This is a genomic window from Ruegeria sp. CDSA141 (assembly GCF_059612005.1).
Window position 1 is genome coordinate 1 of sequence record NZ_JBXWPT010000036.1, and the last position, 14766, is coordinate 14766.

Annotated in this window: 12 protein-coding genes and 1 pseudogene; 9 read left to right on the forward strand and 4 right to left on the reverse strand. The window is 53.0% G+C overall.

Annotation, left to right across the window (positions count from 1 at the left end; genetic code table 11):
* Positions 1-331 precede the first annotated feature (331 nt).
* The 3 genes from AC2FLP_RS21650 (at position 332) to AC2FLP_RS21660 (ending at position 3973) form a co-directional block, all read left to right on the forward strand.
* The gene (locus tag AC2FLP_RS21650) at positions 332-2500 is read left to right on the forward strand and encodes a hypothetical protein (protein WP_496710078.1); all 2169 of its coding nucleotides are present in this window, start codon (positions 332-334) and stop codon (positions 2498-2500) included.
* Positions 2501-2608: 108 nt separating this feature from the next.
* Positions 2609-2911, forward strand: a complete 303-nt coding sequence (locus AC2FLP_RS21655; protein ID WP_496686428.1) for an SH3 domain-containing protein — start codon at positions 2609-2611, stop codon at positions 2909-2911.
* Positions 2912-3559: 648 nt separating this feature from the next.
* Positions 3560-3973: a cupin domain-containing protein gene (locus AC2FLP_RS21660; protein ID WP_010443737.1), complete on the forward strand. Its 414-nt coding sequence runs from the start codon at positions 3560-3562 to the stop codon at positions 3971-3973.
* 71 nt (positions 3974-4044) lie between these two features.
* On the opposite strand, the gene AC2FLP_RS21665 is transcribed toward AC2FLP_RS21660, so the two are convergent.
* A complete protein-coding gene (locus tag AC2FLP_RS21665) occupies positions 4045-5733 on the reverse strand; it encodes an adenylate/guanylate cyclase domain-containing protein (protein WP_496686430.1) in 1689 nt (562 codons plus the stop codon).
* Positions 5734-6097: 364 nt separating this feature from the next.
* On the opposite strand from AC2FLP_RS21665, the gene AC2FLP_RS21670 reads away from it, so the two are divergent.
* Complete coding sequence (locus tag AC2FLP_RS21670; RefSeq protein ID WP_496686433.1) at positions 6098-6730, forward strand: tyrosine-type recombinase/integrase; 633 nt, start codon at positions 6098-6100, stop codon at positions 6728-6730.
* A gap of 159 nt (positions 6731-6889) precedes the next feature.
* Here the strand turns inward: AC2FLP_RS21670 and AC2FLP_RS21675 are convergent, their stop codons facing one another.
* The gene (locus AC2FLP_RS21675; RefSeq protein ID WP_496686436.1) at positions 6890-7657 is read right to left on the reverse strand and encodes a helix-turn-helix transcriptional regulator; all 768 of its coding nucleotides are present in this window, start codon (positions 7655-7657) and stop codon (positions 6890-6892) included.
* A gap of 153 nt (positions 7658-7810) precedes the next feature.
* On the opposite strand from AC2FLP_RS21675, the gene AC2FLP_RS21680 reads away from it, so the two are divergent.
* From AC2FLP_RS21680 to AC2FLP_RS21700, 5 genes are read left to right on the forward strand one after another with little or no spacing between them, the layout of a single operon-like run.
* The gene (locus tag AC2FLP_RS21680; RefSeq protein ID WP_496686438.1) at positions 7811-8911 is read left to right on the forward strand and encodes an ABC transporter ATP-binding protein; all 1101 of its coding nucleotides are present in this window, start codon (positions 7811-7813) and stop codon (positions 8909-8911) included.
* 34 nt (positions 8912-8945) lie between these two features.
* Complete coding sequence (locus tag AC2FLP_RS21685; RefSeq protein WP_496686441.1) at positions 8946-10109, forward strand: ABC transporter substrate-binding protein; 1164 nt, start codon at positions 8946-8948, stop codon at positions 10107-10109.
* Between the two features lie 38 nt (positions 10110-10147).
* Entirely contained in the window at positions 10148-10999 is an 852-nt protein-coding gene (locus tag AC2FLP_RS21690) for an ABC transporter permease (protein WP_496686444.1), read from the forward strand.
* Between the two features lie 7 nt (positions 11000-11006).
* Positions 11007-11828 (forward strand): ABC transporter permease, encoded by an 822-nt coding sequence (locus AC2FLP_RS21695; RefSeq protein ID WP_496686446.1) that lies wholly within the window; start codon positions 11007-11009, stop codon positions 11826-11828.
* An 18-nt stretch (positions 11829-11846) separates the two neighbouring features.
* Complete coding sequence (locus AC2FLP_RS21700) at positions 11847-12605, forward strand: SDR family NAD(P)-dependent oxidoreductase (protein WP_496686449.1); 759 nt, start codon at positions 11847-11849, stop codon at positions 12603-12605.
* Between the two features lie 273 nt (positions 12606-12878).
* Here AC2FLP_RS21700 and AC2FLP_RS21705 read toward each other — a convergent pair whose 3' ends face one another.
* Both AC2FLP_RS21705 and AC2FLP_RS21710 read right to left on the reverse strand, forming a co-directional pair.
* On the reverse strand, positions 12879-14105 hold the full coding sequence (locus AC2FLP_RS21705) for an ATP-binding protein (RefSeq protein WP_496686451.1): 1227 nt from the start codon (positions 14103-14105) through the stop codon (positions 12879-12881).
* 168 nt (positions 14106-14273) lie between these two features.
* Positions 14274-14766, reverse strand: a pseudogene (locus AC2FLP_RS21710) (hypothetical protein); the annotation flags it as partial.

The following is a 14766-nucleotide window of genomic DNA, read 5'->3' on the forward strand; positions in this document are numbered from 1 at the left end:
CAAAAGTCTTCCTGTCGGCCATCGCTCTAGCAGCCACCGTGCTGTTCTGGCTGTAAATCAATGAGTCTAGAGCCTAAACAACTGGAACAAAATCAAGCCTACGAACCTCACCCTTATCAAACATAGCCAGTTATCAAGGAGGAAAGACGATGAAGCAGAGGAGCTCGGAGAGATAAACCGAGGCGCACGATCGGCTGCGTCCATGATCGTCGACGAGAGCCATCGACTTAATTCTCGCTATCTCGCGCCGTCGCGACGTTCACTTGTCTTCGAACAAAGCCCTGCGATCTGGACATCGTGTCTGTCAGCGACATTGATGGGAAACCAGGGTTTGGACGGATTGCTCGCCTTTCATGAACGACGAGCGTCAATTTATGTGCCCCCTGAAATCACGGCAACGATCAACGACAATCTCAAGCGAGGACGCGAGAGAGCATCAGAGTTGAATGCGCTACGCGACTTTCGGCAGAACTTTGAGGACCGTCAGCGGTCTGGCATGGATGACATGTTCCTGTCCGAAGCAGACCTCGTACAACCAATCGAGGAAGCCGAAGAACGACTTGCGGGCAAGCGGTTAGATCCTCGCGAAATCCAGGCCGACATGGCGGACGCACTGGCGCCCTACGTCGTTAGACGTCAGCGGCATTGCATTGGCGAATCCAAAAAACGCGGACCAGGTATCTTTGCATACCCTGAGATCGAGAGCATCCGGATCGACGCCAATCTCACGCCCGAGCAATCAGCCATCCTGGACGAAATCAGAAAACTCGCCGAGAGTATTTCGACGGGCACAACGCTTGTATCTGCCGACCCGAAACGAGCGGGCCATACAGAGGTCCGATTTCACGACAAAGCCCGGATCCACATTCGGAATTTCTTGGCGATGTTAAGGTCGTCGATCACTTTCGCACGAGAGGATTGGGAACGTAGGCGCGCCGCAGATGCAGATGGGCGAGGCCCCAAATCCATCGGCGAAAGCCTGAGGAGATCCGAGCGTGAAAGCCGCGGAGGAAGGACCGCGACAATCACGATCATACCAAAGAGCGGCGAACTCCCCCTCGACAAACGGACGACTACGCCAATTTGCGACCGCATCGGGGATCTGCTGCAGAATTCGGAACTCGATGCGATCGATGAGCAGCGCGCCGATCATATCGCAGAGATGCTCTATCTGCATCGGCAGGTGATTTTCCTCTCTGAGTGGATTGGTGTTTTGGAGGTTTACGCACGCCTCCTCTCCTCCCGGAAGGGCCCCAAGCCCGACGTGATCCTCGTGGCTGCCAATCACAAATTGGGTCCCGGAACCGGGATTACCGTCGCCCGAAATGGCGCTGAAGCCCAAGAATACTTAGCTCTCGACGGCAAGAAGGCATCCGACGACCATCGCCGCGCCATGTTCATGACCTTTCAAATGGCAGAGGGCATCAACCTGCAACGTGCACGCGCCCTCGGAATTGTCGGCGTGACCTCAGACATCAAGAGTATCCTCCAGGGCCTTGGTCGGATTGACCGCATCGATAGTCCACATTCCAAGATTACCTACACTACGTTCGATCTTCCTGGGCTTGTTCTGTCCTCTGACAAGAAAGGTCGCGACCGTATCGAATCCATCGCCCTACTTTCGGGCGTCGGTGCTTCAGATCTCGCAGACGAGTATCTCGAGTTTTCTGCCGGCGACCTGACGGACCTGATTTTGGAGCAACACAAGAAGCCACGGCCACTTCGCCGAAACAACCTCTATGATCTGGTCGAAGGCATGCGGCGTAAACTGCCAGACGACCTCCTCCAGTCCATGGAGCGCATCAAGCCTCAAAGTCTCTGGGGCGCTGAGCTTTGTCTTCTGGCCGGCAAGTCACCGATGACCATCATTGCGCTTGGCGGGCGCTCACCATCGCTGGTCGAAGCGTCCTATTTGCCACCACGATTGTTGGCCGTTCGCGAGATCAATGATCGCCAGGAAATCATCCGGGATCAACCACAAGTGACGAGGCTTCTGCGTGATGCCTATGGCGAGACCGTTAAGGCAGGGAAACACCGGGTCCGACCGACAGAAGCAGAGTTGGGTTCCGTGATCGAGGGACTCCAACCAACTTTGGAAAGCCTGGTACACTGGGATATCCGACCCGAACGAACGGTTTCACTCTTGGAGTCTTTGGATAGGTTTCTTGCGTCCGGCCCCTCAAAGAACCAGGGCTACAACCGGTTCGGGCACCTGACGCTGCCATCACTGGAAAAGCTCTCAGAATCCTGGGCCCAGGAACTCGACTCATTCTGGATTGAAGCCAAAAAGGATGTCAGCCAACGTAGCGCTGAGCGGCGAGAGATACCGGATTATCTGGGTATCGACGCGATCTATGACTTCTTTGCACGACAACCGTCAAAGACACTTTCATTGGTGCGTTCTCGGATGAAGGAATTATTCACCGCGGCGGAACAAGCGTCGCGAAACGCAAACACTCAGATTCTGGATCGGGTCGCCGTGGTGTTTCGTTCCGACTGAGAATTTGTCTTCTGTAACCATCTGATTGCGTGTTCCTGAGTAAGAGTTGTTCCTCTTGGTGACCTGAATTGCTACGATCGAAGTTGAGGCAAAAAGCAGGACATCGCGATGCGCAATGCAATCTTCTTACCCCTAGCGGCTTTGTTCCTAGGGACCATCATGGGCGCCGAACCGACCGCGGCCGCGTCACTCGGACGATACGAGGTGTTCGGCGTCGAAAGCGGTGACATGCTAAAAATGCGCAGTGGACCTGGAACAGGATTCAATGTGATCGTTGGTCTTCCAAATGGAACCGCTTTACGAGTTCACAGCTGCGAACAGACCGGTGCCACTCGTTGGTGCCGTGTTTCTTTAGAGCGTGCGCGTAGACTTAAGGGGTATGTTTCTTGGGCATACTTACAAAAAAAATAGTCAGCAGACAGTGTTCAGCGCCACCATATTTTCAGCGACCATGTAATGTCAGCTGAAAAGGCTCTCTCCATTCAATAGGTGGCTGAATTGTAGCGTCGAGAAAATGGTGCTGGCAACTGCATCGGTGCTGTTGCTCGAGCAGATCGGACATATGCAAATCAGTCGGAACCTTGGAGTGTTCTGACACAACGAAAAAATGCTAAACTGCTCGCAGTTCAACCAAAGGAGTTTGCTTGTGCGCAATTTTTTCCTGGGTCTAAGGCAAGCGTGAAGCATATCGTGCTATTAGAACACTGGTCTTCGAAACGATGGTACGCTCTGTGCGTGGCCTAATGCTGTGCACCACGACTCTAGCTTGCCTAGACGGCCCATTCCGGACACTGAGCACCCAGGCAAGATTCTGCGGTCGCAGCCCGCTTTGCGGTCATTCGCTGCAAGCGCAAAATCTGGTCTGGTTCGAATTCACAGATCGCAGGACTAAGCCGCCACTCGCCGCACCGTCCACTAAGAAGCGCTCCGCGAACTTTGCGGACCCTGGAACAGCCTTTGACACAACAATTTGGAACGCCGCAGTTAACCGCGTGCACACCAGCATTGATTTCGAAAAGGTCCCAATGCCATCATCTTCTAAAAGTAGGAGGGGATTAGATGTGGAAACCAATCATATTTGCTTTTTTGATTGTCGTGACTGGTGCCGCTGCGGCTATGTCGCACGATGTGCGGGATCCAGCGACTTTGCAAAAACCGCTTATTCAGGACTTGCTAACCGAGTCGCTCAAAAGCACTGAGGGCTTGGAGGTTGTCGTGAGCCATGTTGCCCTACCACCAAACCTCACTTTACCAATGCATTGGCATCCCGGTGAAGAATTTGCCTACATTCTGCAGGGCAGCGTCACCCTCATCCTAGACGGCGAAGGCGAACAAGAAGCTTTTTCAGGTGACGTAGGCATCGTTCCGTTGAAAAAAGTGCACACCGCTCGCTCAGGGGACGAAGGGGCAACCATTTTGGTGTTCCGTGTCCATGAGGAGGGCCAGCCAGGCAGAGTTTTGGTCAGCAACTGATTTTCAAGACAAAGGCGAAATATCCTTTACCGAATGCATGGTTGTCGGAACCGGGGGGGTGCCGTTTGTCTTCACACTTGCAACCCTGCTTTTTTCCACCCGCTGCGCCAGCGATCAGCGCAGGTTGGAATAGAGAATAATGGTAAACGTGTTGTCTCGGTTATCGAAGCCGCATTCGGAGCGATTTCGTTCAATTTGACAGCCGCTGTTTTTGCCGCATCTATGTCATCGAGCTCAGCGAGCGAGGCAATCAGCATCAGGTGGCTCATCAGGAAGGTTGCACGCACAGACAAGGCTTCGCGACAGGCCTGCGCGGCTTCCTCATAACGTCCCAAGTGAAACAAGGCGGCACCCTGTCCCATGAAAGCGGCGTGCCGCAATGGATCACCCGGGCTGAGTTCGACAGACCGGACTGCATGTTCCAGCGCCTTGTCAGGGCGATTCAGCAAATAAAGATTTGCAGCGGCGAGCATGTGGACCGTCGCCGCGTTGGGATTTTCCGACAATGCTTCCTTAAAGGCTGTCCGCGCGCGGGACAGGTCTTGTGCCAGCATAGAGATCGAATGTGCGGCATAAGCCTTTGCAATGCCGTCCGCGCGATCGCTCCGCAGCACCTGCTCTGCGGCCGCGACAGCTGACTTGGGTCCCTGATCTACAGGTTCCAAACCTTGCACAAGACGTTGGATATGAAGCCATGCTAGCAAGCCCGCTGCGGAGGCGTATTCCGGATCTCGATCCAAAGCCAGTTTTGTCAGTCGTATTGCCTCTATGTTGTCTTGGTCAGTCAGCAAGTGGAAATGTGATAAAGCTCGGAGGTAGAGCTCGTATGCCTGTAAGTCCTTGGTGGGTTTTGCACGCGCACGATTTGTTTCAGCGTGCCGCACCGATGGTTCAATAGCTGTAACTACGTCTTCGGTGACTTGATCTTGAAGATCAAAGATGTCGTCGAGCACACCGTCAAAGCGGTCCGCCCACAAATGGCTCCCATTTTCGGTATCTATGAGCTGTCCCGTGATGCGGACGCGCTGCCCGGAACGCCGAACGGAGCCTTCCAGTACATACCGAACCCCTAAGTCGCGGCCCACGTCGCGGATGTCCGTGCTTTTCCCCTTATAAGCAAAAGAAGAATTTCGTGCGACGACCATCAACCAACGAAACCGAGATAGCTCAGTTATGATGTCTTCCGTTATGCCATCGGCAAAGAACTCCTGCTCCGGATCACCCGACATATTGTCGAATGGGAGCACTGCGATTCCCGGCCTCACATCCGCTTTGATCGCGAGATTGGCTTTCGTACCCTTTGGCCAACACCAGATTCCAACATGCCGCGTGATGTTTTTCAGTTCGGTTTGCTCTCCGCCGTCGAATAATCCCGCATCGTTACGGTCAAGGCTGTTATGTGACGTATCCGAAAAGAGCACTTGTCCCGGCTTCGCGAGAGCCTCCAGACGCGCCGCAACATTGATGCCGTCGCCGAAAATGTCATCGCCATCGGTTACCACTTCCCCTGTGTGAACCCCGATGCGCAGTTTGATGTGGTCAGGTTTGAGGGCGGACTGAACTGCAATCGCGCAAGCTGCTGCTTCAGATGGTGATTGAAACTCGACGATCCAGCCGTCGCCCATGCTTTTGATCAGTGAACCATTGGTATCTTCCACGATCGGGAGAAACGTGTCCTCGCGGAAGGTCTTTAATGCAGCGACTGTGCCAGTACGGTCCTGATCCATCAGCCCGGAATAGCCCACAATGTCGGCGGCCAATACCGTCGTGAGACGTCTTCCCATTCACCCCTCCTCTTTGCAATGAAGTTAGCTCGGTGGGTTGCTTCTGTCAGCCCATTCGTCAGATTTTGAAAAGCCTTAATGAATAGAAAGCACAGGTACAGGCATACACGCACAACTAAAAAGGTAATGCTCAAATACCTGTCGCGCATTCAGCAAACGGTCACCTTCATATCCGCGGAGTTAGTTACTTGCGTTTCTTTAGCTGCCAATGTTCGTGGCAAAGCAATTCCGCTTTGGGCTCATCGCGGACCTTGGAGGCAGCGCGGCATGCTGTGATAAAATTTTCCAGTCAACGTCGGGTTGTCGTTGTGGGCGGGCATGGCGGATCGGAGGATCAACCATGGAAACACCAAACTTACCTGCCATTCGTGCTCTTCGCCCAGCCTGGAACAAAGGACGCATCGTCGGCCAGAAGCGACCGCTGAAACCAAAACATGTCTGGGCAATCCGAGTTCGCCTCGAGCTTGCCGAAAATCATCGCGATCTTGCGCTCTTCAACATGGCAATCGACAGTAAGCTTCGCGGCTGCGATCTGGTGAAGATGAAGGTCGCCGATGTCATGTCATCGGGTCAGATTAAGGAACGGGCTTCGGTCCTTCAAAGCAAGACGCAGAAACCCGTGCGCTTTGAGATATCAGAGGGCACACCTGCCTCTGTTGAGAAGTGGATGGAAGATGAGCTGATGGTCGGTTCGGAGTACCTTTGGCCCGGCCGATTTCATGAACGCCTGTACATCTCGACACGCCAATATGCACGGATTGTCCGCGATTGGGTCACGTCGATCGGCCTCGAAGCAAGCGCCTACGGCACCCATTCCATGAGGAGAACCAAGGTCACTCAGATCTACAAGAAGACCGGAAACCTACGCGCTGTTCAGCTTCTGCTTGGCCATACTAAGATGGACAGTACAGTCCGGTATCTCGGCGTCGAACTCGAGGATGCCCTAGCAATCGCCGAAGCGATAGAGATCTAAAATCAACGGGCCGCTCTCGCGGGCGGCCCACTCCTGACGTTGCCGATGTCGCCAAGCGCTGCGGCGCAGCTTCACCAGACCGGACTTTCGCCGCACTGCCGAAATGCTGCCCCGCTCGAACTCACAGATCGCGGACAAAGCGGGTATTCAAGGAACCTTCTAAAGAGCCTTTTCAATGAACTTTGAAAAAAGCTCACCCTGCGAGTTGATCCTAAGTTTCGCGTAAATGTTGCGTCTGTGGATGCGGACTGTGCCTGGAGAGATGCCGAGAATTGTGCCGACAGCTTCTGCCGAATGGCCCTTCAACGTGAACTCAACGACTTCTCTTTCTCGTGGTGTCAGAACGCCATCGCCAAATGCCTGGAATGCAAGATCGACGCGACGACTAACGCCATTCGCTGCGGTGCCGCGGGCCATCGTTGGAAAGCCACTCCAATGTTTGCAACAGGCTGCCCGAACGAGCGGCAAAAGAGCGAGCAAATGACGAATTTCCTTGGCTGAAAAAGGCTTCTCTGCACGCATGAGGGAGACCACAACCATCCCAGTGCTTGGGATATCGATAAAGTAGCCAATCTCCTCTGCTAACCCAGTCCTTTTGTAATAGCTGCGATAGTATTCGCCCTGATAGAACCTGTCCGGTGCGATATCACGCATGCGGTACAGACCCGGTGTTATCGGTTTTGTCGCGGCCAAAAAAAATGGATCAAGCACGTAGGGTCCAGCTTGGTAGTCCTCAACAAAAATACGCCGCTTGCTTTTGGGAAAATCGTCGTGAAGGTCTATTGGTGCTTCGGTTCCGACATGGCCAAATACTACTGTAAAATCGAATGGTGCAACCTGCCGCAAGCCATCTGACAAAGCACATGGAAATTCCGGGGTTCCAATCTTCTCCACGACCCTGCCGGCCTCTTCCATCCAATCGTACACACGCTGCTCCAGATTTTCGAAAAGCAGCTCTATACCCCAATTGTGGTATATACAGCTAATCGGAGTTATTGTTACTTTTTCCCTGTTTGAGTGGTATGCCAATAAATGCCAAAAAATCAAGCAAAAGGAAAATGGCAGTATATGAGCTTTGACATGAGCGTCACCATGCAGACGATTGCAGAACTCCGCGGAGTGACCAAGACCTTCGGGAATGTGGTTGCTGCCAAAGACCTGAATCTTTCCATTAGGAAAGGAGAGTTCCTGTCGTTCTTAGGCCCATCTGGTTGCGGCAAAACCACTGCACTTAGAATGCTGGCGGGTTTCGAGAAACCAACCGAAGGTCAGGTGTTGCTCGATGGCGAAGTCGTCAACGACTTGGATGCGCACCATCGCCCAGTCAACATGGTGTTTCAGCACTACGCTCTTTTTCCTCACCTGAGTGTGTTCGACAACATCGCGTACGGCCTGCGCCAACAACGACCACGCGTAGACAAAAAAACAATAGCGACAAAGGTTGAGCAAGCGCTAGAAACTGTCCGTCTTGGTGGGTTTGGCCCACGTAGAATCTGGGAGATGTCTGGGGGTCAGCAGCAACGTGTCGCTTTGGCGCGTGCGATCGTAAACGAGCCCAAGCTTTTGCTGCTCGATGAACCAATGGCTGCTCTGGATCGAAAGCTTCGAAAAGAAATGCAGTTTGAACTGCAGAACCTGCAGCGACAACTGGGAATAACTTTTGTCCTCGTCACGCACGATCAGGAAGAAGCGCTTTCAATGTCCGATCGAATTTGTGTGATGGAAGGCGGCAGTATTGTGCAGTTAGGCAGCCCACGCGAACTCTATGACATGCCCCGCAGCCGCTATGTGGCAGGATTTGTTGGCACCTCGAATTTCTTTGATGCAACCGTAACTGACGCAGTAGCCGACCAAATCACTGTGAGTTTAGCAAGCGGCCAAAAGGTGCACGGAGATCCGGAGACCCCAATCGATGTAGGGCAGGAAGTGTGCGTCAGCATCCGTCCTGAACAGATCACGCTGACCCGCGCGCTACCCACAGCTGAAATTGCTCTGCCAGTTACCATTAAAAATCGGATCTTCCTTGGGGAGCACACAGAATACCTTGCGCGCAACGAAGCACTGGGTGATTTCCACGTGCTTGTGCCAAGGCAAGCGGAATTGAACGAGGGGACGTTCAATGCAGGAGAGCAAGCCTTTGTCTCATGGGGCGAAGGCGCACTGCTGATCCTTGAAAAATAACAAATCCCGCAATCCAACAAAAGAGAGGTTCACGATGACCAATGATAACGGGACTATTTCCAAGCAAAAGTTCATGGAAGAGCTTCGCCGGTACCAAAAGGGTTCGGTCACCCGGCGACATTTTTTGGGCGTGACAGGTCTTGGGATGGCAACGGCCGTTCTGGGCACGGCCATGCCTGGGTTGCGTCCACGCCCGGCATTTGCTGCCGGAGACATTGGCGACCGAGTGATCCTCGCCACGTGGCCGAACTACCATGACGAGATGAACTTCGAAGCCTTCACGGAAGCCACCGGCGCCCATGTTCAGGTCAATGTTTTTGGCTCGAACGAAGAGATGTTGGCAAAGTTGCAGGCCGGAGGCTCTGGCTGGGACGTGTTCGTTCCAACCAATTACACGATCACTACGTATGTGGGCGAAGATCTGATCATCCCGCTCGATACGTCCAAACTGCCAAACTACGACGCAGGTTCATTCGAACAGCGCTTTTCCGATGCTGGTTCTGTCGGTGGCCAGCTTTACGCGGTGCCGAAAAACTGGGGCACGACCGGCTTTGCAGTGAATACCAGCAAGCTTGATGGCGCTCCGACTCCAACCACATGGAAAGAGTTCTGGGACCTGACTATGGCGGGTTACTCAGGGCGTACAATGGTGCACGATTACCAACTCACCACTATCGGTAATGCCCTGAAGTATTTTGGCTATTCCTTCAACTCGGTCGATGAGAAGGAACTGGCCGATGCAGAGAAATTGTTGCTTGATGCTAAGCCGCATCTGTTCGCAATTTCGTCTGACTATCAGCCACCGATGCGCAACGGTGACGCCTGGATGACCATGTGCTGGACAGGTGACGGAAAGCAGATGAACGTCGACATGCCTGAAATCGCCTACGTTCTGGGTGCCGAGGGCGGTGAACTCTGGTCGGATTACTATGCTATTCCGAAGGGCGCGCCGCATATGGATGCCGCCTATGCCTTGATCAACTTCCTGCTGAACCCGGAAGTTAATGCGAAAGAAGTCCTCGCTCATGGCTATCCATCGGCTGATGCTCGCACCAATGCGTTGCTGCCGAAGGAATTGCTGGAAGATCCGATCCTTTATCCGGCAGCCGACCTTCTGAATGCGCTCGAGTTTGGCGCGGCGGCTACGCTAACCGATCCAAACCGTGCTGAGTTGCTCGCCCGCTTCAAGTCTGCCTAAGCGGCAAGGCCGCCAATATCAGAAAAGACGAGGACAATATGACCGAACGAGGCAGAAAAGCACTGTTGCTGGCACCGGCAGGAGTTTGGCTTTTGGTAATGCTTGCCCTTCCACTGCTGGTCGTCTTCGTCTTTTCCTTTGGAGAACGGGGTGCCGCCGGAGGCTACGTTCCAGCGTTCACGTTGGAACAATATGCCAACCTTCCTGCGCGATGGACGGCGTTTAAGAACACTTTGATCCTTGCACCTCTGGGGACTATCGCTGCGTTGATAATTGCCTACCCGCTCGCCTACTTTCTTGCGGTGCGTTGTTCACCAAAGTGGAGAACTTCGCTGTTGATCCTGGTGATCGTGCCGTTCTGGACATCGATCCTGATCCGGTCATACGCATGGATTTTCATCCTTGGGGGGCGTGGCTTGCCAGCTTTACTGGAGTCCATCGGCATCGATGATGTCCGCCTTATAAATACGCCGCTCGCTGTGCTTGTGGGGATTGTCTATGGGTATCTACCTTTGATGGTTTTCCCGATTTTTGTAAGCTTGGACAAACTGGATAAACGCCTTCTGGAAGCCTCGGCTGATCTCGGCTCTACCCCATGGCGTACGTTCCGTCAGGTGACACTTCCTTTGTCGGTACCTGGTATTGCAACTGGCTGCATGCTGGTTTTCATCTTGCTGATGGGCGAGTTTCTGATCCCGGCGATCTTGGGCGGTGGAAAGGTTTTTTTCGTCGGAAATGCGCTGGTGGACCTGTTTCTACAGTCTCGAAACTGGGCGTACGGATCGGCGGTCGCAATGACACTGGTTGTCGTAATGCTTGTCACTGTCTCAATTTACATGAAATTCATCTCGCGCCTGGGTGGCAAGCGCGAAGATGTCTCGCTGATGTGAGGATCCGATGCGCTTATACGCGATTTGCGTCTACCTTTTTCTCTATTTTCCCATCGGCATCATCGCGCTTTTCAGCTTCAATGCCGGACGACACGCAAGCCAGTTCATGGGTTTCTCGACCCAATGGTATGGCAAAGCGCTCAACAACCCCTTTGTTATGGACGCGCTCGAGACCAGTCTGCTTGCAGCATTCATAACTGCTTGCCTCGCATCTACTCTCGGAACCATGGCGGCCATCGCTTTACAAGGGGTTAAGGGATGGCTCCGAACTTTGTTCGACGCAATGATTTACATTGCAATAATGATACCCGGTATCGTAATTGGTATCGCGACGCTCATTGCCCTGGTCACCGTATTCGGCTGGCTTAACCCAGTTCTTGCCAGCCTATGGCCCGATGGAGCAAATCCCCCGCAACTTTCCATGGGGATGCCCACGCTTGTCGCCGCGCACACCATGTTCACAATGGCGCTGGTGATAATCATCGTTCGTGCAAGACTATCGGGTATGGACCGTGCGCTCATGGAAGCCTCGGCTGACCTCTTTGCGACGCCTTGGGGCACCTTTCGGCAGGTGACGCTGCCGTTGATAGCACCGGCAATTTTGGCAGGCTTTCTGCTCAGCTTCACTTTCTCATTTGATGATTTCATCATCGCGTTCTTCGTAGCTGGCTCGGAGACAACCCTGCCAATCTACATATTCTCATCCATCCGGCGCGGCGTAACACCCGAGATCAATGCCATCGGCGCTATGGTTATGGGCGCGTCGCTCTTGTTGCTCGTTGCAGCGCAACTGCTTTTGCGCCGAGGCGCCTCAAAACCGAATAGTTAAATAAAGGAGCCAAGTGACATGCGGCTTGCAGGTAAAGTCGCGCTCGTGACGGGCGCGGGATCGGGAATTGGTCGGGCAGGTTCAATGGCAATGGCAAAGGAAGGTGCGCGTGTTGTGGTAACCGATCGCGATGCAACACTTGCAGAAGCCACTGTGGCAGAGATCGTTGCGCAGGGAAATCAAGCATCAGCTTTACAGCTTGATGTAACTGACGACGATGCCCTTACCAAATCCATAGACGAAGCAGTTAGAAAATTCGGTCGGCTAGACGTGTTGCACTCTCATGCTGGGTTGCAGATCGAAGGAACACTGGAACAGGTGGAACCAGATGGAATGGATGCTTCATGGGCATTGAACGTCCGCGCCCACTTCATTGCCGCGCGTGCAGCCGTCCCCCATATGAAATCACAGGGCGGAGGCAGCGTGATCGTCACGGCCTCAAATTCTGGGGTTCAATACGACCGGGGTATGATTGCCTATGCGACCACAAAGCACGCAGCTGTTGCGATGGTTCGGCAGATGGCAGCCGACTACGCTGTCCATGCAATCCGTTTCAATGCCCTTTGTCCTGGATTTGTAGACACGCCCTTCAATGCAGGCTTCGAAAAGCAGATGGGTGGCCGCGCCAAATTGGAAAGCTACATTGAGCAAGCGATCCCTATGAGCCGGTGGGCGACAGTTGAAGAGATTGGCCATGGGATCGTCTATTTAGCTTCAGATGAATCCGCTTTTATGACGGGGCAAGCCTTGGTTATCGATGGCGGTGAATGCATTTAGTGATGGGTTAGATTGCTCAATGGCACATTTTGTTTCGCACTGAATGGTTGTCGAGCATGTTGCATTCCGCTTTGGGCTCCAAGCGGTCATGCGGCATTGCAGCATTCTACACGGGCTACACGAAATCTGACTGGCAGCTTTCACAGTCTTAGCCGGTTTCTCTTGCATGTGCGGAGAAAGTCCGCTTCCCGCCGACTCTGTTGAAAAAAACGCCTTGCAAACGGAGATTGCGTCGGTTTACCCCCCCTGCCCTCCAATAACTTCGCGCGTCTATCAAGTCGCTGCCCACAGGCTGGAAATTGGGGCCGCAAACATGTTGTCTGCGAAGGGTACAACCTGATCGTGGTCGTAGAGAACAAGCCCCTGGACAAATTTGTCTCCACACGCCTCTGCCAATTTGCGCATCCCAGAAAAGTCGCTGGAAGTAACCGTTGCAGACGATTTCACCTCGATCCCGACGATCTCCCCACGCCTGTTTTCCAGAACGATATCTACCTCGTTCCGGTCCTTGTCGCGGAAATGCGAAAACGTGCACTTTTGTTCGCTCCAAGTGGCAATCTTGCGCAATTCGCTAAACACAAATGTCTCCAGGATCGACCCGAAAGGAGTCTTTTCCTTTTTGACCGTATCCGGAGTAACGCTGCGCATTGCCGCGAGAAGGCCTGCATCAAGAAAGTGTAGCTTGGGGGACTTGGTGAGGCGTTTCAGGCGGTTTGTGAACCACGGCTGTAAGCTATGCACGAGAAAGAGGCTTTCAAACACGCGCACATATTTCTGGGTGGTCACATGGTTCAGGCCAACAGCAGCTCCGATCCCCGAGTAGTTGACCAGTTGACCTGAATGCTCCGCGAGCACTGCCAGCAGTTTCGGCATGATGGCGAGTTGTTCGATCTGGGCCACGTCGCGGACATCTCGTTGGACAATTGCATCAAGATAGTCGTGGTACCAATCCTGCTTTCGCCCCCATTTTTTTCGTCCAAGTGCCTCGGGATAGCCACCAGAAAGAACGGCCTCAACAAGTTCATCTCCAATGATCAGCTTGTCTACAACGGGGTTCTTTGCGCCGAATGCTCTGTCGATAAATCCTGATTTTGCTTCAAAGATTTCTGCTTGGCTGAGGGGAAGGAGACGAACGATTTCCATTCGCCCGGCAAGGGAGTCCGCGACCTTCGGAATGGTCATGAGGTTCGCAGAACCGGTCAGCAGAAACCGCCCTGCCCTTCTGTCATCATCCACTGTTTTCTTTATGGCCAGAAGTAAGTCAGGTGCCCGCTGAATCTCGTCGATCACGGCCCGATCCAATCCGCGAATAAAACCGACCGGATCGTCGACAGCTGATTGCAAGACAGTCGCATCGTCTAAGGTCAGAAATGGAATTTTGGCGGAGGCGATATCTGTGGCAAGCGTTGTCTTGCCGGACTGCCGGGGTCCGGAGATCAGAACGACACGTGTATCGGACAGCGCTTCTTCTATTCTTGTTTTAGCTAATCTTGGATACATGCATGAGCCACTTCACTTCGACCGGTTGAAAGTACGCACTCGACCATTTGAAAGTCAATACCCGACCAATTGAAATCGTTGGTGTGGTAGGTTGAAAGCCTCGACAGAGTTTTGCGGCGATAGCAGGTGACTCTTTTTCATGACTTCTTTCATTCGTCAGGGCGATATCTATTGAATACAGGTCTTTGGCGCCAATAGGGCTGTTGGCTTCATTTCACCACTGTCGATCTTCGCTAGCAGAGAAATCATGTAAGCCCCATGAGACTGTATTTTCTCGGCACGTTGGAAGATATACCCAAGAACCATGAAACGAACAGCTGAGCCGTGTGTCGACTTCATAGCGAACCAGGTTTGGCCAAGCCGTAGATAGGTGGCGATCTCGTCCATCAACCGATCACAGTGTGCCTGGTCCCTTGCAAAGCGTAGTTCGGAGCATAGCCGTGGAAAACTGTGTTCCATTTGATTTGGGGAAACTTGAATCTGAGAAAGTTTTTCTTTCTTAACTTCCGGATTCAAAGAGTCCTCTTTGTGCCCCTCAATTTTATTGTCATTGGCCCTCAAAATTTTTGTATCAAGGCCCAACTGACCCGAGCGTGCATATTTGGGCGTCATGAAAAACAAATAGTGAACATGTAAACCAGTTGCCATTCGTTGTGCCCTA

Coding starts and splice junctions, on each gene's coding strand:
- AC2FLP_RS21655 (WP_496686428.1), top strand. CDS start 2,609: ATGCGCAATGCAATCTTCTTACCCCTAGCGGCTTTGTTCCTAGGGACC.
- AC2FLP_RS21660 (WP_010443737.1), top strand. CDS start 3,560: ATGTGGAAACCAATCATATTTGCTTTTTTGATTGTCGTGACTGGTGCC.
- AC2FLP_RS21670 (WP_496686433.1), top strand. CDS start 6,098: ATGGAAACACCAAACTTACCTGCCATTCGTGCTCTTCGCCCAGCCTGG.
- AC2FLP_RS21680 (WP_496686438.1), top strand. CDS start 7,811: ATGAGCGTCACCATGCAGACGATTGCAGAACTCCGCGGAGTGACCAAG.
- AC2FLP_RS21685 (WP_496686441.1), top strand. CDS start 8,946: ATGACCAATGATAACGGGACTATTTCCAAGCAAAAGTTCATGGAAGAG.
- AC2FLP_RS21690 (WP_496686444.1), top strand. CDS start 10,148: ATGACCGAACGAGGCAGAAAAGCACTGTTGCTGGCACCGGCAGGAGTT.
- AC2FLP_RS21695 (WP_496686446.1), top strand. CDS start 11,007: ATGCGCTTATACGCGATTTGCGTCTACCTTTTTCTCTATTTTCCCATC.
- AC2FLP_RS21700 (WP_496686449.1), top strand. CDS start 11,847: ATGCGGCTTGCAGGTAAAGTCGCGCTCGTGACGGGCGCGGGATCGGGA.
- AC2FLP_RS21705 (WP_496686451.1), bottom strand. CDS start 14,105: ATGTATCCAAGATTAGCTAAAACAAGAATAGAAGAAGCGCTGTCCGAT.